This is a genomic window from Streptomyces sp. NPDC048623 (genome assembly GCF_040650755.1).
Classification (GTDB): Bacteria; Actinomycetota; Actinomycetes; order Streptomycetales; family Streptomycetaceae; genus Streptomyces.
The window spans coordinates 174190-194231 of record NZ_JBEZHV010000009.1 but is presented as its reverse complement, the minus strand read 5'-3'; the positions used below and the strand labels follow the sequence as shown (position 1 = coordinate 194231).

General features: G+C 71.6%; 15 protein-coding genes. 3 read left to right on the top strand and 12 right to left on the bottom strand.

The window, feature by feature from the left end:
- Nucleotides 1-2 precede the first annotated feature (2 nt).
- The 5 genes from hypF to AB0C73_RS16095 all read right to left on the bottom strand — a co-directional run bounded on the left by hypF (nucleotide 3) and on the right by AB0C73_RS16095 (nucleotide 6080).
- Entirely contained in the window at nucleotides 3-2411 is a 2409-nt protein-coding gene (gene hypF, locus AB0C73_RS16115) for a carbamoyltransferase HypF (RefSeq protein WP_362529781.1), read from the bottom strand.
- Nucleotides 2412-2441: 30 nt separating this feature from the next.
- Nucleotides 2442-3500, bottom strand: coding sequence for a hydrogenase expression/formation protein HypE (gene hypE, locus AB0C73_RS16110; RefSeq protein ID WP_362529779.1), 1059 nt, complete (start codon nucleotides 3498-3500; stop codon nucleotides 2442-2444).
- Nucleotides 3501-3529: 29 nt separating this feature from the next.
- On the bottom strand, nucleotides 3530-4114 hold the full coding sequence (locus AB0C73_RS16105; protein ID WP_362529776.1) for an isochorismatase family cysteine hydrolase: 585 nt from the start codon (nucleotides 4112-4114) through the stop codon (nucleotides 3530-3532).
- 382 nt (nucleotides 4115-4496) lie between these two features.
- Complete coding sequence (locus AB0C73_RS16100; RefSeq protein WP_362529774.1) at nucleotides 4497-5084, bottom strand: GNAT family N-acetyltransferase; 588 nt, start codon at nucleotides 5082-5084, stop codon at nucleotides 4497-4499.
- Between the two features lie 195 nt (nucleotides 5085-5279).
- Complete coding sequence (locus AB0C73_RS16095; protein WP_362529771.1) at nucleotides 5280-6080, bottom strand: hypothetical protein; 801 nt, start codon at nucleotides 6078-6080, stop codon at nucleotides 5280-5282.
- Between the two features lie 285 nt (nucleotides 6081-6365).
- On the opposite strand from AB0C73_RS16095, the gene AB0C73_RS16090 reads away from it, so the two are divergent.
- Nucleotides 6366-7373, top strand: coding sequence for a LuxR C-terminal-related transcriptional regulator (locus AB0C73_RS16090; protein WP_362529768.1), 1008 nt, complete (start codon nucleotides 6366-6368; stop codon nucleotides 7371-7373).
- Here AB0C73_RS16090 and AB0C73_RS16085 read toward each other — a convergent pair.
- Complete coding sequence (locus AB0C73_RS16085; RefSeq protein ID WP_362529765.1) at nucleotides 7360-8292, bottom strand: EamA family transporter; 933 nt, start codon at nucleotides 8290-8292, stop codon at nucleotides 7360-7362. The two genes, AB0C73_RS16090 and AB0C73_RS16085, sit on opposite strands and share 14 nt — an antisense overlap.
- Before the next feature lie 97 nt (nucleotides 8293-8389).
- On the opposite strand from AB0C73_RS16085, the gene AB0C73_RS16080 reads away from it, so the two are divergent.
- Both AB0C73_RS16080 and AB0C73_RS16075 read left to right on the top strand, forming a co-directional pair.
- Entirely contained in the window at nucleotides 8390-9301 is a 912-nt protein-coding gene (locus tag AB0C73_RS16080) for a LysR substrate-binding domain-containing protein (RefSeq protein WP_362529762.1), read from the top strand.
- 206 nt (nucleotides 9302-9507) lie between these two features.
- Nucleotides 9508-11310 (top strand): glycoside hydrolase family 3 protein, encoded by a 1803-nt coding sequence (locus AB0C73_RS16075; protein ID WP_362529759.1) that lies wholly within the window; start codon nucleotides 9508-9510, stop codon nucleotides 11308-11310.
- 73 nt (nucleotides 11311-11383) lie between these two features.
- Here the strand turns inward: AB0C73_RS16075 and AB0C73_RS16070 are convergent, their stop codons facing one another.
- The 6 genes from AB0C73_RS16070 to AB0C73_RS16045 form a co-directional block, all read right to left on the bottom strand.
- A complete protein-coding gene (locus AB0C73_RS16070; RefSeq protein ID WP_362529757.1) occupies nucleotides 11384-12829 on the bottom strand; it encodes an aminopeptidase in 1446 nt (481 codons plus the stop codon).
- Nucleotides 12830-12929: 100 nt separating this feature from the next.
- Nucleotides 12930-13334: a hypothetical protein gene (locus AB0C73_RS16065; protein WP_362529756.1), complete on the bottom strand. Its 405-nt coding sequence runs from the start codon at nucleotides 13332-13334 to the stop codon at nucleotides 12930-12932.
- A gap of 97 nt (nucleotides 13335-13431) precedes the next feature.
- Complete coding sequence (locus tag AB0C73_RS16060) at nucleotides 13432-13797, bottom strand: hypothetical protein (protein ID WP_362529754.1); 366 nt, start codon at nucleotides 13795-13797, stop codon at nucleotides 13432-13434.
- A gap of 71 nt (nucleotides 13798-13868) precedes the next feature.
- Nucleotides 13869-17645 carry an ABC transporter ATP-binding protein gene (locus tag AB0C73_RS16055; RefSeq protein ID WP_362529751.1) on the bottom strand — a complete coding sequence of 1259 codons (3777 nt, stop codon included), beginning with the start codon at nucleotides 17643-17645 and terminating at the stop codon, nucleotides 13869-13871.
- 146 nt (nucleotides 17646-17791) lie between these two features.
- Nucleotides 17792-18217 carry a hypothetical protein gene (locus tag AB0C73_RS16050; protein WP_362529749.1) on the bottom strand — a complete coding sequence of 142 codons (426 nt, stop codon included), beginning with the start codon at nucleotides 18215-18217 and terminating at the stop codon, nucleotides 17792-17794.
- 80 nt (nucleotides 18218-18297) lie between these two features.
- Nucleotides 18298-19980, bottom strand: coding sequence for a thiamine pyrophosphate-binding protein (locus AB0C73_RS16045; RefSeq protein ID WP_362529748.1), 1683 nt, complete (start codon nucleotides 19978-19980; stop codon nucleotides 18298-18300).
- Between the last annotated feature and the right edge of the window lie 62 nt (nucleotides 19981-20042).

Sequence of the window (20042 nt, the reverse complement as noted above, 5' to 3'; positions counted from 1 at the left end):
CATCACTTCCCAGTGGGGGTACGGGAGGTACCGGCGGTACCGGCGGTACGGGCGTCCGCGACCATGACCTGGCCGAGGGCGATTCCCCCGTCGTTGGTCGGGACCTGTCGGTGGACGTAGGTGTCGAAACCGTCGGCGGTCAGCCCGGTCAGACAGTTGAGCAGCAGGAACTCGTTGAGGAACACACCGCCGGAGAGCACGACCTGCGACACTCCGGTCTCCTCGCGCAACGCGCGGCAGCGCTCGCGGACCATCTCCACGACGGCGGTGTGGAAGCGGCGGCTGATCCGGTCGGTGGGCAGGCCCGCCGCGATGTCGGCGGCCATGGCCCGGATCACGGGCCGGGGGTCGACCTCGACCGGGCCGCCGGCGTCCTCGGCGGGCAGTTCGGCGCCGAAGCGGTACGCCTGCTCCGTGGCGGCGTCCCGGAGCAGCAGGCCCTCCAGCTCGATCGGCCCCTGTGCCTCGTACTCGGCCTTGGCGCACACCCCGGCAAGCGCGGCGGCGCCGTCGAAGAGCCGGCCCATGCTGGACGTGGCCGGGGAGTTGATGCCGCGCGCCGCCATCGTGGCGTACACGTGCCGCTGCTGGTCGTCGAGGACGGCGAGGGCGGGGAAGGCGGCCGCCGCCCGCTCCCGGTCGCCGTCGAAGGCGTCGAGCGCGAGGGCGTAGCCCGTACGGATCGGTTCGCGCACCGCCTGGTCGCCGCCGATCAGCGGCAGGCTGCGGAGCCGGCCGACCCGCCGGAAGTCGGCGTAGTCGCCGAGCAGGAACTCGCCGCCCCAGACGGTGCCGTCCAGGCCGTAGCCGAAGCCGTCGAAGATCACTCCGAGGGTGGTTCCGGTGACGTGGTTCTCGGCCATGCAGGAGGCCATGTGCGCGTGGTGGTGCTGCACCTCGACGACGGCCGTGTCCGCGCCGTCCTCGTCGAGCGCCGCCCGGGTCGAGCGGAACTGGGGGTGCAGGTCGTGCGCGGTGATCCGCGGCTTGAGGTCGTAGAGACGCGCGAGGTGCCGGGCGGTGCGGCGGTGGGAGGCGAAGGTCTCGTCGTTCTTCAGGTCGCCGATGTGCTGGCTGAGGAAGACCTTCGAGCCGTGCGACAGGGCGACCGTCGTCTTCAGCTCCGCGCCGAGGGCGACGGCGGGCACCACTTCGCGGCCCACCTCCACCGGGTACGGCGCGTAGCCGCGGGCCCGGCGGATGAACTGCAGGAGCGGCTCGTCGAGTTCGGCGTGGGTGGAGAGCCGGACGACGGAGTCGTCGACCCGGATCTCGATGTCGCGGTCGTGGTACAGGATGACGTCCGCGATCTCGAAGAGCTGTTCGAGGGCTTCCTCGTTGCGGTACGCGATCGGGTAGCCGGAGATGTTGCCGCTGGTCATCACCAGGGCCTCCAGGCCCGGTTCGTCCAGGAGCAGATGGTGGTGGGGCGCCGACGGCAGCATGATCCCGAGGTTGGGGTTCCGGGGCGCGACCGATTCGGGCAGGCCGTCGGGCTGCTTGCGGGCGAGCAGGATCGGGCGGGCCGGGGAGCGCAGGACGTCGATCTCGTCCTCGGAGAGGACCGCGAGGCGCTGCGCGGTGGCCAGGTCCCGGACCATCACGGCGAAGGGCTTGGAGTCGCGGCGCTTGCGGCGGCGCAGCAGGGCCACGGCCGCCGGCTGGGTGGCGTCCACGGCGAGGTGGAAGCCTCCGACGCTCTTGATCGCCACGATGCCGCCGTCGGCGAGCACCTGGGCGGCCCCGCGCAGGGCCGTGTCGCCCTCGGTGGTGACGCCCTCCCGGTCGGTGAGCAGCAGCCGGGGGCCGCACTCCGGGCAGGCGTTGGGCTGGGCGTGGTAGCGCCGGTCCAGCGGGTCCTCGTACTCGGCCTTGCAGGCCGCGCACATGGTGAAGGACGCCATGGTGGTCATCGGCCGGTCGTAGGGCAGGTCCTGGATGATCGAGTAACGGGGCCCGCAGTTGGTGCAGTTGATGAACGGGTAGCGGTGGCGCCGGTCCCTGGGGTCGCGGAGCTCCCCCTGGCAGTCGCCGCAGACATGGGTGTCGGCGGGGATCAGCGCGGAGCGGGCGCCGGACTGTTCGCTGTGGACGATGGTGAAGGGGCCCACGGGCACGCTGCCCGTGGGGAGCCCCCGGGTCACCATGACACCGTCGACACGGGCGAGTTCGGGCGCGCGGTCCTTGAGACCCGCGGCGAACTCGGCCAGGGAGGCGGCCGGTCCGGACGCCTCCACCAGCACACCCTCGGGGTCGTTGCGGACCCAGCCGGACAGGCCCAGTTCGTGGGCCAGTTTGTAGACGAACGGCCGGTAGCCGACGCCCTGTACCACCCCGGTGACCCGTAGCCGCCATGCGTCGGCGTGCGGGGGCGAGCTCGGGGTGTCCGGCGGAGAGGTGACGGTGCTCATGGCTATCTCCTCAGTTCCTGGATCCGGTCCTCAGCACAGACGGGGCAGTTCGGCCCCGAGCAGTTCCTCGAGCTGCGTCTCCCGGCCGTCGGCGTCCCGCAGCAGCACCAGGGCGTCGGTGTCCTCGGAGATCTCGCCGATGGTGACGGCCTGTTCGCCGTACGGGAGCGAGCGCAGCGCCGCCAGGACGTCGGCCTCGGCCGCCGGCTCGACGAAGAGGGCCAGGCAGCCCTCGTTGGCGCAGTGCAGCGGGTTGATGCCCAGCATGTCGGCGGCCATGGCCGTCTCGTGCTGGATCGGCAGGCTGGTGGTCTCGACGCGCACGGTGTGCCCGAGCTTGCCCGCGTACTCGTGCAGGACCGCGCAGAGGCCGCCGCGGGTGACGTCGCGCATCGAGCGGACGGCACCGGCCGGCACCCGGTCGAGCACGGTGTCGATGAGGTTGTTCAGCGGCGCGCAGTCGCTGCCGACCCGCTGCTCGAAGCCCAGGCCCTCGCGGATGGAGAGCAGGTGGACGGTGTGGTTGCCGATGGGCCCGCTGAGGATGACCTTGTCGCCGGGGCGCACGTCCGTCATGGAGAGCGGCTCGCGCTCGAAGACGCCCACGCCCGCGGTGTTGATGTAGAGCTGGTCGGCCTCGCCCTTGCGGACCACCTTGGTGTCGCCGCCGACGATCTGCACGCCGGCCTCGCGGGCCGTCTCGCGGATCGACACGAGCACCTGCTTGAGGCGCTCGATCGGCAGGCCCGTCTCCAGGATCAGGCCGAGGGTGAGGTACTTGGGGCGGGCGCCCGCCACGGCGAGGTCGTTGACCGTGCCGCAGACGGAGATCTTGCCGATGTCGCCGTTGCCGAAGAACGGCGGGTCGACGACGAAGGAGTCCGTGGTCATGGCGATCCGGCCGGTCTCGACCGGGAGGATCGCGCTGTCCTCCATGATGCCGACGTAGACGTCGCCGAGGGTCTCGGCGATCAACTGGACCAGTTCCTGGCTCAGTTTGGCGCCGGTGCCGTGGTCGAGGAGGATCTCGTCACTGCTGGACGTGCCGGCGGCCGTGGGGCCGGCCGTGGGTGCCGTGCTCGTGGTCATGGCTGTTCCTTCCGCCGGGAGGGCCGTGGTCACGGGGTCTTGATGTTCTTGCGGGGCAGCGTGCCCTCGGCGTCGAGGACGCTGAGCACCTCGGCCGAGTCGGAGACGGTGGCGCAGTAGCCGGCCAGCCACTCCAGGGCCCGGTCCTTGTCCTCCTGACGGGCGGAGACGACGCAGTCGGCGGGGACCCAGATGTTGTAGCCGCGGAAGAAGGCGTCGGCGGCGGTGGTCTGGACGCATATCTGCGTCTGCATGCCGGTGATGAGCACGGTGTCCACGCCGAGGGCCTGGAGACGGTCGTGCAGGTCCGTCTCGTAGAAGCCGGAGTCCTTGCTCTTCTCCATGACGACGTCCTCGGGGGCGAGGAACTCGGTCATGATCTCGGCGCCGTGGGTGCCGCGCTGGACCGGGAGGTGGCCGTCGTAGCGCTCGGCGTTCGGGTCGTCGGGGTCGTTGACCAGCTGGAGGTGGAAGACGTGGTGGCCGCGGCGGCGGATCTCGTCGAGGAAGGCGACGAAGTGCGGGGTGGCGGCGGCGACGGCCGCGACGCGCTCGGGGTTCTTCTCCACGAGCTCGTACTGGAGGTCGTTGGTGAGAACGGCGATCTTGGACATGGGTGTGCCCTTCGGTGTGGCCGTGGATGGTGGCGGTGCCGGGCGCGGGAGGGCGCACGGCGGGGACCCGGGGACGGTCGGCGACGTGTCACGGCACGGCGGGCCGCGCCGACGCTGTGCGGCGCTGCGCTGCCGGCGCTGTGCGGCCGGTGCCGTGCGGCCGGTGCCGTCGAGGAGTCGGTGGCGGAGGCAGGGGCGGCAGGGCGGCGCCTGCCCCGCGGGACGCGAACGGGTCCGGGGAGAGCGGGTGCTGTGTGGTGCGGTGCTGTGCGCGATGCGTACCGCCCTTCGGCAGGGCGGCTTCGACGGGCACGAGAGGCCTGGCCCGCGAGGGGTCGGCCCGTGCGGGGCCGGGGCTCGCGAGGAGCCGGCCCGCGAGGGGTCAGCTCGCGACGGCGACGCTCTCGCTCTGCGGCTCGTACAGCCAGGTGCCGGTGGCCTCGAAGTGGGCCAGGATGTCGGCGATCCGCGCGTACAGATAGTGGCCGGTCACGGGCTCGCGGCCGTCGACGCGGGCGTAGTCGGGCAGCACGCCGTACGGGCGGAAGCCGAGCCGCTCCCAGAGCACCAGCGGGCCGTCGTCGCGGACTTCGAGGGTGATGACCTCGCAGCCCATGTCGCGGGCGTGGTGCAGGGCCTCGGACCAGCCCTCCAGGAGGAACTGGCCCCGGCTGTCGGGGGCGATGACACAGCGGCGCATGTCGACGATGTGCCGGCGGGCCGGCAGCGGTGCCCGGGCGAGGGTCACCATTCCGACGATCCGGTCGTCGGCGTCGTCACGGACCGTCAGGACGTCGAGCGCGCCCTTGCGCAGCTCGGCGTCGAAGGCCTGCATGAAGGGCAGGCCCTTCTCCTGGCCGAGCGGCTCGTAGAAGCCGAGGGTCTGCTCCTTGACCGCTACGGCGTCCATCAGCTCGATCATCTCGCGCATGTCCTTCTCGGACAGTTCGCGCGGCCATTCGTATCGCATGGGTCTTCCTGTGGTTGGACCGGACGGTGGGCAGCCCGCGGGGACACCGGACACCGTGGCCCACGCGCCCGGCGCTGCGGCGGGCAGCGTGGGCGTACGTGCGCTGATGCGGTGTCCGGTGTCACCAGGGGGTGTGCGGGTTCCCGGACAGGCCCTCGGTTCGTCGTCCGCCGAGGCACTGTCGCCGGGGAGACCTCAGACCGCGGCGGCCCGGGACTGCAGGTTGGTCTGCACCGCGGCGGCGGGGGCCGCCTGCGTCAGGAGCGACAGGTCGCGGCCGGCTCCGAGCACGGTCGAGGCGTAGACCTCGACGAAGTAGGACACGAAGAGCGAGTTGATCTTCGTGAGGTGCTCGACGAAGCGCTCCTCGTCGTCCTCGTCCTTGATCACTCGCATGATCATGTTCCAGACCATGTCGACGTGGTCGTCGTCGATGTCGAGTGCGAGGTGGGCCCGGGCGCCCTTGGTGTTGCCCGCGCCGACGTGCTGCTCCATGATGTCGAGCCAGTCCGGCTGGGTCTTGCCGGCGATGTACTCGAGGTAGAAGCCGCTGATCATCGAGGCGAGCGGGCCCTCGGTGGCGAGCGTGTAGTAGAAGTACCCGTTGAGCAGCTCGGTGGCGAAGGTCGGACGGATCGCGTAGATCTCCTCGTCCGTCATCCCGACCTTGTGCAGGTCGCCCGCGAACATGCGGTCGTGGCGACCCTCTTCGGCACCGTAGAGACCCCACTCCTTGGCGAGCTGGGGGTCGCGCGAGGCCCAGTAGTTGGCGATCAGCGGGTCCACCGCGCGCTTGAGACCGATCCGGATCATGGTCTCGACGTTGTGGCGCTTGTAGAGGTCCATGTCGAACTTGTCCGCTTCGAGCATGCCCTCCGCGCCCTTGCTCCGCTCGTAGAAGTCCGCTTCGAACTTCAGGAGGAGCTCGTCCACGCGCTTGCGGAACTCGGGACGCTGAAGGTTGGAGTACGTGTTGTACGACTTGCTACGAGGCATGGTCATCCCCACCCGAGATCATCGGTCACATTGGTCTGCCCGGTCCCGGCGAGGAAATCGTGTCCCCCCGGGACCGCGGTGCCCTGCGCGAGAAAGAAGGAAAGAGCCGAGAGAGCCGTGATAGCGAGAATGCGTCTCGCAACACGAGCCATGGAAACCCCCTACTTTTCGAATGGACGTCGAGGTCGTCAGCGCCGCGTAAACATCCTCGCGGGGAGAGCGTTTTCAGGGCCAGTCCCCTCTGGGATCATGTTGCACCTGGCGAAAACATGACAGGGGGATACATTGGACGAAACCGAAGAAAAAGCAGACATAGCACCGCCACCGCTCCACGACCAAGCGGGCCGCCTCTATCGCTTCGTCGCCGAGTCGCCGGGGTGCACCGCCGAGGCGGCGTCCGCCGCCCTCGGCACGGGCCGGCGGGAGACCGACGAAGCCGTACGGGAACTCCGCGAGCTGGGACTCCTGAGCACCGACGGCACGGAAGCCGGGCACCTGTTCCCGCACCCGATCGAATTCGCCCGCGTCAAGGTCCTCAACCCGCTCCAGCGGGACCTGAACCGCAGGCAGGCACTGATCGACGGGCTCAGGAGCGGCCTGGACGAACTGGAGCTCCACACCCGCCCGCAGCGCACGGAGGGCTCGCTGGAGATCGTCCCCGAGCTGTCCGACGTACGCCGGCTCATCTCCGGCTTCGCGGAGGAGTGCTGCGAGGAGGCACTGGCCTCACAGCCCGGTGGCGCGCGCGAGGAGGAGGTGCTCGCCGACAGCATGGACCGAACGACCAAACTGCTGCGCCGGGGGGTACGGATGCGCAGCCTCTACCAGCACACCGCACGCTTCAGCCCCACCACCCTCTCGTACGTCGCGCTGGTCACCCCGCTCGGCGACGCCCAGGTGCGGACGCTCGCCAGCGGTTTCCCGCGCTGCATCATCTTCGACCGCAAGATCGGCATCCTGCCGCTGCTCAACGGGTCGAAAGGCGCGGTGATCGTGCACGACCCGCAGATCGTCTCCTTCGTGGCGGACGCCTTCGACCGGGCCTGGACCCTCGCCTCCGACCTCTCGCCGGACGAGGGGCGGGCCGACCGGGTCGCCGCCACGTCGGAGATTCAGAACACCATCATCTCGCTGCTCATCCAAGGGGAATCGGACAAAAGAATTTCCCAGGTCGTCGGCATTTCGCTACGCAATTGCCAACGGCATATCTCACACATCATGAAGAGCATCGGTGCCCGTAACCGGCTGCACGCCGGCTACCTGCTGAGCAAGGAGCCGTTCAGCGGCCACTAGGCAGCGGGACCGAGGAGGAGGCTCCCTCGACCACCTCCTCCTCGGTCTTCGGCGACGTCACCGGCGACCCCTTCCACAGGGACGTCAGCGCCACGCCTCCGACGAGGAGCACCGCCGCGCACCAGCGCAGGGCGCTCACGCCCTCCCCGAGGATCAGCGCCGACGACGACATGCCGAAGACCGGGACGAGGAGCGAGAACGGGGCCACGGACGAGGCCGGGTAGCGGCGCAGGAGCCAGCCCCAGGCGCCGAAGCCGAAGATGGTGGTGATCCAGGCGACGTAGACGATGACGCCGGCGCCGGTCCAGTCGAGTCCGCGCAGGGCCGCGAGATCCCGGTCCGGGCCCTCCGTGAGGAGCGAGAGCGCGAGCAGCGGCAGTACGGGCACGGTGCTGACCCAGACCATGAAGTTGAGGGCGTCCGGCGGGGCGGCCTTGCGGGTCAGGGTGTTGGAGACGCCCCAGCAGACCGCCGCGCCGATCACCAGGGCGAAGCCGATCATGGGACCCGAGGTGCCCTCGTCGACCGCCGCGACCGCGATGCCCGCGAGGGCGATCCCCATGCCCGCCATCTTGACGCCGCCCGGCCGCTCACCGAGCGCGAGGAAGGCGAAGAGGGCCGTGAACACGGCCTGGACCTGGAGGATCAGGGAGGACAGACCGGCCGGGGCGCCCAGGTCCATGCCGACGAAGAGCAGGCCGAACTTGGCGACGCCGAGGACGAGCCCGACGCCCACGATCCACTTCCACGCGACCTTCGGACGGCCCACGAAGAACACGGCGGGCAGGGCGGCGACGAGGAAGCGGAGGGCCGAGAAGAGCAGCGGGGGGAAGTGGCCGAGGCCGATCTCGATGACGACGAAGTTGACTCCCCAGACGGCGGCGACCAGGGCGGCGAGGGCGATATGTGCGGGGCGCATGGTTCGAGGATCGCCGCCGATGACCATGAAGCACCAGCGCGGATCCGTACATGGTTGGATGAAGCATCGCTACATCCAGCCCTCCCGGGAGGTTCGCGTGCTGGATCTCGTACGTCTGCGGGCGCTGCACGCCGTCGCCGTGCACGGCACGGTCGGCGCCGCCGCCACCGCCCTCGGTTACACCCCGTCCGCGGTCTCCCAGCAGATCAACAAGCTGGAACGGGAGACCGGCACCACGCTGCTCGAACGGCAGGGCCGGGGCATCCGCCTCACCGACGAGGCCCATCAGCTGGCGGCCACGACCAGCCAGCTGCTCGCCATCATGGAGGAGGCGGAGGTACGGCTTGAGGAGCGGCGCGGCCGGCCCGCCGGACGCCTCGCGATCGCCTGCTTCCCGAGCGCCGCGCGCGGTCTTATGCCCCGGGCCCTGGCGCAACTGACCCGGCAGCACCCCGATCTCGACGCCCGCCTCACGGAGGTGGACCCGCACGTGTCGATCGACCTGGTGGCGCGGGGCGCGATCGACCTGGCCGTGGCGCACGACTGGGACATCGCGCCGCTGCCCGTACCGCCGGGGGTGGAGCAGGTGGTCATCGGCGACGACCTGTGCGACATCCTCGTCCACCGGGACCATCCGCTGGCGGCGCGCGCGTCGGTGTGCCGGGAGGACCTGGTGGCCGAGCGGTGGATCTCGCAGCCGCCGGGGACGGTGTGCCACGACTGGCTCGTACGGACGCTGCGGGCCACGGGGTACGAGCCGCTGATCGCCCATCAGGCGGCGGAGAACCACACCCAGGTCGCCATGGTCGCGGCCGATCTGGGGATCGCGCTGGTCGCGCGCCTCGGCCGCGGGACGCTGCCGCCGGAGGTGACGCCGGTGCAGCTCACCCCGGCTCCGACGCGCCGGCTGCACGCCCTGTGGCGGACGGGTGCGGCGCGGCGCCCGGCGATCCGGGAGACGGTCCGTACGCTCCAGGAACTCTGGCCCTCGATCGCCTCCGCGGCGTGAGGCCCGCGCAGGGCTGGTGCGAGGCGGGCGTGAGGCGGGCGTGAGGCGTGCGTGAGGCGTGCGGGGGCGATTCCTGCGCGGATCCTTGACCTGGCAGTTACTTTCGGGCTATCCGTGGCACCTTGGCAGTTTCCTTCACGGAAGGAGCACCAGTGCACCACCGCGCCTCATCCCCTTCCTCCCCCTCCAGACGCACCGTCCTCACCGTGACCGCGGCCGCGGCGGCCGCCGCCGTCACGGGCGTGACCGTTCCCGCCGCCCACGCCGACGAGCAGCCGGCCTCCGCCGGCCTGCCGCTCTCCGACGACAGGCTGCGCGCCCTGCTCTCCGGGATGTCCCTGGAGGAGAAGGTCGGCCAGCTGTTCGTCATGCGGGTCTACGGACACTCCGCCACCGCCCCCGACCAGGCCGACATCGACGCCAACCTCAAGGAGATCGGCGTCCGCACGGCCGCCGAGCTGATCGAGCGTTACCACGTCGGCGGCATCATCTACTTCGCCTGGGCGCACAACACCCGCGACCCGCACCAGATCGCGGACCTGTCCAACGGCATCCAGCGCGCCGGGCTCGCCCAGGCGACGCCGCTCCCCCTGCTCATCTCCACCGACCAGGAGCACGGCGTCGTCTGCCGGGTCGGCGCGCCGGCCACCCTGATGCCCGGCGCGATGGCGCTCGGCGCGGGCGGTTCGCACGCCGACGCCCGCAAGGCCGCGCAGATCGCGGGCGCCGAGCTGGCGGCCGTCGGCATCCGGCAGAACTACGCGCCCGTCGCCGACGTCAACGTCAACCCGGCCAACCCGGTCATCGGGGTCCGCTCCTTCGGTGCGGACCCCGAGGCGGTGGCGGCGATGGTCTCCGCCCAGGTCAAGGGCTACCAGCAGGGCGGGGTCGCGGCGACCTCCAAGCACTTCCCGGGGCACGGCGACACGGCCACCGACAGCCACTACGGCCTGCCGACCATCACCCACACCCGCGAGCAGTGGACCGCGCTCGACGCGCCGCCGTTCCGCGCGGCGATCGCCGCCGGCATCGACTCGATCATGACCGCGCACATCGTGGTGCCCGCGCTCGACCCGAGCGAGGACCCGGCGACGCTGTCCCGGCCGATCCTCACCGGCATCCTCCGCGAGCAGCTCGGCTACGACGGCGTGGTGGTCACCGACGCGCTCGGCATGGAGGGCGTGCGGACCAAGTACGGCGACGAGCGCGTCCCCGTCCTCGCGCTGAAGGCGGGCGTGGACCAACTGCTCAACCCGCCGGACCTGTCGATCGCCTGGAACGCGGTCCTGCAGGCCGTGAAGAACGGCGAGCTGACCGAGGCCCGGCTCGACGAATCGATCCTGCGGATCCTGCGGCTCAAGTCCAAGCTGGGGCTGTTCAAGGACCCCTACGTCAGCGACGCGGACGTCGACCGTACGGTCGGCACCGCCGCGCACCTGGCGCACGCCGACCGGATCGCCGAGCGCACCACGACACTGCTCGTCAACGAGGGCGGCTTCCTGCCGGTCAGCCGGCTCAGCCACCCCAGGGTCCTGGTCGTGGGCGCCGACCCGGCCTCGCCGTCCGGCACCACCGGCCCGCCCACCACCACCCTGGCCGGCGCCCTGACCGGACTCGGCTTCACGGCCACGGCCCTGTCGACCGGGACCGCGCCGACCGCGGCGAAGATCGAGGAGGCGGTGGCCGCGGCGGCCGGGCAGGACCTGGTCGTGGCCGGCACGTACAACCTGACGGCGACCAGCACCCAGCGGACCCTGATCGCACGGCTCGTGGCGACCGGGGTGCCGGTGGTGACGATCGCGATCCGCAACCCGTACGACGTGGCCCGGACCACCGGCCAGCGGGCCACGCTCGCCACCTACTCCTGGACGGACGTCGAACTGCGCGCCGCCGTACGGGTCTTGGCGGGCCAGGCCGACCCGCAGGGCCGGCTGCCGGTCCCGGTGCAGGACGCGGCGGACCCGGCGAAGGTGCTGTACCCGGTGGGCTACGGACTCTCGTACCGCTGACGACGGGCGAGCCCGCACCCCGTGTCGTGACGGGGTGCGGGCTCGGGCTCGGTCCTTCTACGCGCTCACCGGCTCACGGGCGCAGGCCGTGCTCCCGGGTGGCGTCCTCGTCGACCGGCTTGTCGATCCGGGCGTCGAAGCGGGCCAGCGGCTGCGCGGCCTGGACGGCGGGGGCGTCGACCCCGGCCCAGGCGAGGATGCGGGCGGTGGCGACGGCCTGCTCGGGCGCGACCAGACCGGCCACGTTGGCACCGTGGTTGGCGCCCGGCGCGACGTACACGTAGCTGTCGCGGGCACCCTTGCCGAGGCGGAACTGCTCCGAACCCCACGGGTCGTTGCCGCCGTACACGAACAGCATGTGGTTCGCGTTGTGGCGGACCCAGGTGTCGACGTCCCGCATGGCCCACGGCTTGAACGTCATCGGGATGTCGCTCGGCACGAAGCTGCTGGCGGGCTGGTAGCCGTAGCGGGTCAGGCCCGCCAGGTGGGGCTGCTTGATGGTGGGCGAGCCGAGCTCGGTGGCCGCCTGGTAGTAGTACGGCGTGTAGTACTCCAGGCCCTGGTCGGTGTAGGCGGACCAGCCCGAGTAGGCGTCGATCGTCTCGTAGACGGTGTCGTCGCTCGCGGTCGCCGCGTCCGGGATCTGGTCGCAGACGTCCATGCCGTAGTACTGCCAGAAGCCCCACACGAAGTCGAGGACGACGGCCTCGTAGGCCTTGTCGAGCGAGCCGACCGTGTTGAAGGTGGCGCCGTTCTCCTTGGCCCACGCCTCGTACTTCTTCTCCAGCGGCTCGCGGCGCACGAGCGCCTCGCGCTGCATGCTGTTCAGACGGTCGCGGCAGTCCTTGGTGCCGACGGTCTCGAAGAACCGGTCGTAGGCCGAGTCCTCCTTGTTGACCACGTCGTTGGGCGCCACGTACGCCACCACGCCGTCCATGTCGCGCGGGTAGAAGCGCTCGTAGTAGGTGGCGGTCATACCGCCCTTGGAGGCGCCGGTGGACAGCCAGTTCTTGCCGTAGATCGTCTTCAGCGCCGTGAAGATGCGGTGCTGGTCGCTGGCGGCCTGCCAGATGTCGAGCTGCGACCAGTCGGCGGGCTGCGGCCGGGACGGCGTGAAGAAGCGGTACTCCATGGAGACCTGGTTGCCGTCGACGATCCGGGTCGGCTCCGTGCGACTGGGCGTGGTGCTCAGTCCGTAGCCGCTGGTGCGGAAGACGGTGGGGCGGTCCGTGTCCTTGTGCAGGATCGCGATCCGCTGCTGGAACGTGCCGGCCCACGGGCGGCGGTGGTCGATCGGCTGCTCGTAGTTCAGGACGAAGAAGCGGTAGCCGGCGTACGGCTTCTCCTCGATCAGGCTCATCCCGGGTATCGCCAGGATGCGGTCCTTGATGTCCGCGCTCTGCGCCTCGGCGACGGCCCTGCTGTCCATGTCCGGTTCCGCGGCGGTGGCCACGCCGGTGGAGCCCACGGTGCCTATGAGCACCGAGAGCGACAGCAGCCATCTGAGCGACTTGCGCATGCACCCTCCCCTTGGTTCACAACGGTCCCGTGAACCTAGCGGGGTGAACGTGCGGACCGCCAGACCTAGTTGGGCCTTACGCCGGAGTGTTTCCTGTGCTTCAGCAGAGGATCCAGCCGGTGGACACGGAGCGCCCGTCGATGGTGGCGGACACCCGCACACAGCGGTTCAGCGCGTGTACGGTCACCGGCCCGGCCTGCCGCCCGAACCGCCCGGAGTCCACGGCCGCCCGGCCGCCGCGCGGCTGCACGGACACGGACATCGGCCGCAGCGGCCCGGGACGCTTCGCGACGGCGACCGCGCACGCGTACTGCCGGGTGCGGTAGATCCGCAGCTCGCCGGTGGCGAACCCGACGGTGCGGGCGGGCCGTCCGGCGCAGACGGACACGGCCTCGGCGCTCCCGGCGGGCGGCCCGGCGAGCACGAACAGCCCGGCGGCCGTGACCAGGGTCAGGAGATACGCCGCAACCCGCCGCCCCGCGCTCTGTACGGCCCCCGCGCCCATGTCCGCCCCTCCCTCTGGTTCCCCCGCACGCACTCGTACAGGTTTACGACGCGGGCGGGGCGGGTTCGGTTGCGGGCGCGTCACGGGGGTCGGCACGTCAGCCCGTGAAGTGGCCGAGGACGAGGGCGAGGAAGGTCGCCTCGGCGCCGAGCAGGATCCAGAGCGCGGCCGTGCGGCTGGTGGCGGGCGGGTCGGACGGGGCCGTGTCCGGGGTGCTCAGGGCCCAGATCCAGGCGACGGCCGCCACGGCCAGCGTGGCCAGGTACGCCCAGCCGGGGACATCGCCGCAGGTCCCGCGCATCACACAGGCCGTGCCGCTCTCCGAGGCCAGCGCGAGGATCACGACGAGCACGGTCGCGGGCACCAGGAGCAGCCCGGCCCACAGGGCGCGGGTGCGCAGCCGGCGCGCCGCCGTGGGGGCGGGCCGGGGCGCCGGGAGGGGCGGGAGGAGGTCGTCGCTCATGACGCCGATCCAACCGCGCCCCCGCCGTGCCCGGCATGGGCGTTCGTACTCAACCGGGGTGCACCCCGTCCTCAGTGGGCCTCGGCCGCCGCCGGTTCCGGCTCGGTGTCCTCGCCGATGAAGGTGCGCCAGAGGGCGGCGTACTGCCCGTCCAGGGCGAGGAGTTCGTCGTGGGTGCCGTCCTCGGCGACGCGGCCGTGGTCCATGACCACCACTCGGTCGGCGCGGGCCGCGGTGGTGAGCCGGTGGGCGACGACCAGGGTGGTGCGGCGGCCGGCGAGGCGGTCGGTGGCCGCGTTGACCTGGGCCTCGGTGGCCAGGTCGAGCGCGGCGGTGGCCTCGTCGAGGAGCAGCACGTCGGGGTCGACGAGTTCGGCGCGGGCCAGGGCTATCAGCTGGCGCTGGCCCGCCGAGAGGTTCCGGCCGCGCTCGGCGACCTCGTGGAGGTAGCCGCCGTCGAGGGTGGCGATCATGTCGTGGGCGCCGACCGCGCGGGCCGCCGCCTCCACCTCGGCGTCGGTGGCGTCCGGGCGCCCGTACGCGATGGCGTCGCGCACCGTCCCCTCGAAGAGGTACGCCTCCTGCGGGACGACGCCGAGCCGGTGCCGGTACGCGGTGAGGTCGAGGTCGCGCAGGTCGGTGCCGTCGGCGGTGACCCGGCCCGCGGTCGGGTCGTAGAACCGGGCGACCAGCTTGACCAGGGTGGACTTGCCGGCGCCGGTCTCGCCGACGAAGGCGACGGTCTGCCCGGCCGGGATGCGCAGGTCGATCCCGGTGAGCGCCGCCTCGTCGGGGTCGGCGCCGCCCCCGCCGTACGCGAAGGACACGTCCTCGAAGGCGATCTCGCCGCGCAGCGACGGCACGGCGAGCGGGGTGCCCGCGGCGGCGGTGGAGGTCGGCTCCTGGAGCAGTTCCTGCATCCGCTTGAGGGAGACGGCGGCCTGCTGGTAGCCGTCGAAGACCTGCGAGAGCTGCTGCACGGGCGCGAAGAACAGGTCGATGTAGAGGAGGTAGGCGACCAGCGCGCCGGTGGTGAGGGTGTGGTCCTCGATGCGGTGGGCACCGACGATCAGGACGGCCGCGGCGGCCACCGAGGACAGCAGCGTGACGAACGGGAAGTAGACCGAGATCAGCCACTGGCCGCGGATCCGGGCGGCGCGGTAGTCCTTGCTGCGCTCGGTGAACCGCGCGGCGCCGGAGCGCTCGCGCCGGAAGGCCTGCACGATCCGCAGCCCGGACACGGACTCCTGGAGGTCGGCGTTGACCACGCTGATCCGCTCGCGGGCCAGCTCGTAGGCCTTCACGCTGGCGCGGCGGAAGAAGAACGTCGCGACGGCGAGGACCGGGAGGGTCGTGAAGACGACCAGGGCGAGCTGGAGGTCGAGCACGAGCAGCGCGCCCATGATGCCGAAGAAGGTGACGACGGAGACGAAGGCGGTGACCAGGCCGGTCTGCAGGAAGGTCGACAGGGCGTCGACGTCCGTGGTCATCCGGGTCATGATCCGGCCGGTGAGCTCGCGCTCGTAGTAGTCCAGGCCGAGGCGCTGGAGCTGGGCGAAGATCTTCAGCCGGAGCGAGTAGAGGATCCGCTCGCCGGTGCGGCCGGTCATCCGGGTCTCGGCGGTCTGCGCGATCCACTGGACGAACACCGTCACCAGGGCGAGCGCGGACGCCGCCCAGACGGCGCCGATGGCCAGCCGGTTGACGCCCTCGTCGATGCCGTGCCGGATCAGGACCGGCAGGAGCAGGCCCGCGCCCGCGTCGACCGCGACCAGGCCGAGGCTGACGAGCAGCGGCAGGCCGAAGCCGTGGAGCAGGCGCCGCAGGCCGTACGACTCCTCGGGCGCGACGGCCCGGGTCTCGTCGACGTCCGGGGTCTCGGTCGCCGGGGGCAGGGCCTCGACGGCGGCGAGCAGCTCCGGGGTGGCCCCGGCGCCCTTGGCCTCGCGCTCCTCGGCGCTCTCGTCCCGCACCCACAGGGTGGGGGTGATGCCGCGCTCGGCGTCGAACTCGGCGTCCAGCTCGGCCCGCAGCGTGCGGTCCTCGGGCAGTTCGCCGGGGAGCACGTGGCCGGGCGAGACGGCGCCCAGCTCGTCGGGGTCGGTGAGCAGCCGGCGGTAGAGCGCGGAGCGCTCCTCCAGCTCCTCGTGGGTGCCGATGTCGGCCAGCCGGCCGCCGTCGAGGACGGCGATCCGGTCGGCGAGCCCGAGGGTGGAACGGCGGTGGGCGATGAGCAGGGTGGTGCGGCCGGCCATGACGGCCTTCAGGGCCTCATGGATCTCGTGCTCCACCTTGGCGTCGACGGCCGAGGTGGCGTCGTCGAGGACGAGGAGGCGCGGATCGGTGAGGATCGCCCGGGCCAGCGCGACGCGCTGGCGCTGCCCGCCGGAGAGGGTCAGGCCGTGCTCGCCGACCTTGGTGTCGTACCCCTCGGGCAGCTCGGCGATGAACCGGTCGGCCTGGGCGGCGCGGGCGGCCGTCTCGATCTGCTCCTGGGTGGCCTCGGGGACGCCGTACGCGATGTTGGCGCGGACCGTGTCGGAGAACAGGAAGCTGTCCTCGGGGACCAGGCCGACGGCGGCGCGCAGCGAGTCGAGGGTCAGCTCGCGCACGTCGTGGCCGCCGACGAGGACGGCGCCGTGCGTCACGTCGTAGAAGCGGGGCAGGAGCAGCGACACGGTGGACTTGCCGGAGCCGGAGGCGCCGACGACGGCGACGGTCTCGCCGGGCCGGATCTCCAGCGAGAAGCCCTCCAGGACCGGGCTCGCCTTGCCGTCGGCGTTCTCGTACGCGAAGGACACGTCGTCGAACTCGACGGTCGCGGGCGCGTCGGCCGGGAGCTCCTTGGTGCCGTCCTGCATGGTCGGTTCGGTGTCGATGAGCTCCAGGACCCGCTCGACACCGGCCCGGGCCTGCTGGCCGACGGTGAGCACCATGGCGAGCATGCGGACCGGGCCGACGAGGGAGGCGAGGTAGGCGGAGAAGGCGACGAAGGTGCCGAGGGTGATCTGCTCCTTGTAGGCCAGCCAGCCGCCGAGGGCGAGCACGGCGACCTGCCCGAGGGCCGGGACGGCCTGAAGGGCGGGGGTGTACTTCGCGTTGAGCCGGATGGTGCGCAGCCGGCCCGCGAACAGCTTCCGGCCGGCCGCGCGGATCTTGCCGGTCTCCTGCGCCTCCTGCCCGAAGCCCTTCACGACGCGGACGCCGGTCACGGCCCCGTCGACCACACCGGCGACGGTGGCGGCCTGCTGCTGCGCGTACCAGGTGGCGGGGTGCAGACGGGCCCGGCTGCGGCGGGCGATCCACCACAGGGCGGGGGCGACGGCGAGGGCGACGGCGGTGAGCGGCAGGGACAGGGCGGCCATCACGCCGAGCGAGATGAGGAAGAGGAGGACGTTCCCGATGGTCATCGGGAGCATGAAGAGCAGGCCCTGGATCAGCTGAAGGTCGCTGGTGGCGCGCCCGACGACCTGCCCGGTGGACAGCTCGTCCTGACGCCGCCCGTCGAGCCGGGTGATCGTCCCGAACATCTCTGTGCGCAGGTCGTGCTGGACGTCGAGGGCGAGGCGTCCGCCGTAGTAGCGGCGGATGTAGGTGAGGACGTAGACGACGACGGCGGAGGCGAGCAGCAGTCCGGTCCACAGGCCGAGGGACCCGGTCCTGTCCCCGATGACGTCGTCGATGATCACCTTGGTGATGAGCGGTACGAGCGCCATCACGGCCATGCCGGCCAGCGACGACCCGAGTGCGAGCACCACGTCGGCCTTGTACCGCCAGGCGTACCCCCAGAGCCTGCGGGCCCAGCTCTGGCCCCGCTCCCCCGTCTGCTTCTGCCCCACCGCCGCCACGTGGCGCCTCCCGTTCGTCCTGCTCTACCGGAAGGGCCAACACGGTTGATGTGGGATTTCATCCCGCCGCAACAAATCAGGGCCGGGGATCGGGCGAAGACCGGTCCGGGGTCCTAGGACCTCGGGCCGGGGAGGGGATGGAGGGACTAGAAGGGACCGGGCAGGAACACCGAGATGTCGTTGCCGGTGTCCGCGATCAGGACATTGCTCCACACCAGGGTCATCGGCGGGCTGCACTTCGGCTGGAACGTGGCGGTGACCGTGATGTTGAAGTTGGCCTTGCCGTTCTGGACCGGGACCGTCTGCGTGGCCCCGAAGCCTTCCTTGTTCTCGGCCGACGGCTCGTTGTTGCCGCGGTTGACGCACTGGGCATCGGCCGTCACCGAGATGTCGACGGACTGCTGGTTGCCGAGGCCGGCTTCCTTGCCCTTGACCGTCAGGCTGCTACCGGAAGTGGTCACGCTGGGAGTCCCGACGAAGTGAGGACTGACGGCTTCGGCAGAGGGGGCGAGGAAGCCCACGATGGCGATCGCTACCCCGGCGGGCAGCAGGAAGGAGGAATGACGACGCATGAGGCCTCACCTCACTTGCTCGCATATGTCCTCAGACTATGCCCGACCGTAGGTGCCTGCCTCCGGACCCTCCTCCGGACTCACAGGTGCGTCGGCTCGAACATCCGCAGCAGCGCCGGGAGGACCACCACCGACGGGCCCGGGGTCTTCAGGGCCTCGGCGAGGTCCTGGGTGAGGGTCTCCGGGCTGGTCAGGGTGCCCGGGACGCCGAAGGACTCCGCCAGGGCGACGAAGTCCGGGCGGGCCAGTTCCGTCGCCGTGGCTGCGCCGAAGGCGTCCGTCATGTACTCGCGCAGGATGCCGTAGCCGCCGTCGTCCACGATCAGCCACGTCACGTCGTACCCGTACTGCTTCGCCGTCGCCAGCTCCGCGAGCGAGTACATCGCGCCGCCGTCGCCGGAGACCGCGAGGACCGGGCGGGTGGGGTCGGCCGCGGCGGCGCCGAGGGCGGCGGGGAAGGCGTAGCCGAGGCCGCCGGCGCCCTGGGCGGAGTGCATCGTGTTCGGGTGGCGCGCGTCGAAGGCGGACCACGCCCAGTACGCCAGGATCGTCATGTCCCAGAAGCTCGGGGCCCGGGCCGGAAGGGCTTCGCGGACCGAGGCCACGACCTGCTGCTCCAGGGCCAGGTCCTGGGCGGCGAGGCGCGAGCGGACCTTGTCCAGGACGCCCCGCACCCGCTCCGGGGCACCCGCGTCCTCCCGTACCGCCACCGTCTCCAACAAAGCCTGGAGCGCGAGGCGCGCGTCGGCATGGATACCGAGGGCCGGGTGGTTGGACTCCAGCTTCCCGGCGTCGGCCTCGATCTGGATCACCCGGCCGCGCGGCGCGAAGGTGTGGTAGTTCGAGGACAGCTCGCCGAGGCCGGAGCCGACCACGAGCAGGACGTCCGCGTCCTCCAGGAAGTCCGTGGTGTGCCGGTCCTCCAGCCAGGACTGCAGGGACAGCGGGTGCGTCCAGGGGAACGCGCCCTTGCCGCCGAAGGTGGTGACGACGGGCGCCGTGATCCGCTCGGCGAGCGCGAGCAGCTTCCCCGAGGCGTCGGAGCGGATCACCCCGCCGCCCGCGATGATCACCGGGCGTTCGGCGTTCGCGAGGAGATGCGCGGCGAGCGCCGTCAGCTCCGGGCGCGGCGCGATCTCGTCCGGCGTCGCGTCCATGGCCGTGACCACCGGCAGCGTCGTCTCCGCGAGCAGCACGTCCTGCGGGATCTCCACCCACACCGGCCCGTGCGGGGCGGTGAGCGCGGACCGCCACGCGGCGGCGATCGCGGACGGGATCTGCGACTGCGTCCGCACGGTGTGCACAGACTTCACGACGTCCCGGAACGACGCCTGCTGGTCGCGCAGCTCGTGCAGATAGCCGTGCCGCCCGCCGCCGAGCCCGGCGACCGGGATCTGGCTCCCGATGGCGAGCACCGGCGCGGAGGCGGCCGCCGCCTCCTGGAGCGCGGCGAGCGACATCAGCGCGCCAGGTCCGGTGGAGAGCAGCAGCGGCGCCGCCTCGCCCGTGATCCGCCCGTACGCGTCGGCGGCGAACCCCGCGTTGTTCTCGACGCGCAGCCCCACGTACCGCAGGCCGGACCGCCGCAGCGCGTCGAACATCCCGAGCGCGTGCTGCCCGGGCAGCCCGAACACGGTCGTGGCACCGAGGCCGGTGAGGCTCTCGACGACGAGGTCACCGCCGATGCGGCCCGGGGGCGGGTTGAGGGCGGCCTCCGTCTGCGCGGCGGTCGGTCGCAGGACCAGGTCGTGGTCGTGGGTCATGGGGGTCCCTTCGGAGGGCGGCGCCGACGGCCGTGTTGTGGGCAATCGTTCCGCAGGGCGGA

Coding starts and splice junctions, on each gene's coding strand:
- AB0C73_RS16070 (WP_362529757.1), bottom strand. CDS start 12,829: ATGCGCAAGTCGCTCAGATGGCTGCTGTCGCTCTCGGTGCTCATAGGC.
- hypE (WP_362529779.1), bottom strand. CDS start 3,500: ATGACCACGAGCACGGCACCCACGGCCGGCCCCACGGCCGCCGGCACG.
- hypF (WP_362529781.1), bottom strand. CDS start 2,411: ATGAGCACCGTCACCTCTCCGCCGGACACCCCGAGCTCGCCCCCGCAC.
- AB0C73_RS16100 (WP_362529774.1), bottom strand. CDS start 5,084: ATGCGATACGAATGGCCGCGCGAACTGTCCGAGAAGGACATGCGCGAG.
- AB0C73_RS16060 (WP_362529754.1), bottom strand. CDS start 13,797: ATGAGCGACGACCTCCTCCCGCCCCTCCCGGCGCCCCGGCCCGCCCCC.
- AB0C73_RS16045 (WP_362529748.1), bottom strand. CDS start 19,980: ATGACCCACGACCACGACCTGGTCCTGCGACCGACCGCCGCGCAGACG.
- AB0C73_RS16085 (WP_362529765.1), bottom strand. CDS start 8,292: ATGCGCCCCGCACATATCGCCCTCGCCGCCCTGGTCGCCGCCGTCTGG.
- AB0C73_RS16105 (WP_362529776.1), bottom strand. CDS start 4,114: ATGTCCAAGATCGCCGTTCTCACCAACGACCTCCAGTACGAGCTCGTG.
- AB0C73_RS16095 (WP_362529771.1), bottom strand. CDS start 6,080: ATGCCTCGTAGCAAGTCGTACAACACGTACTCCAACCTTCAGCGTCCC.
- AB0C73_RS16065 (WP_362529756.1), bottom strand. CDS start 13,334: ATGGGCGCGGGGGCCGTACAGAGCGCGGGGCGGCGGGTTGCGGCGTAT.
- AB0C73_RS16050 (WP_362529749.1), bottom strand. CDS start 18,217: ATGCGTCGTCATTCCTCCTTCCTGCTGCCCGCCGGGGTAGCGATCGCC.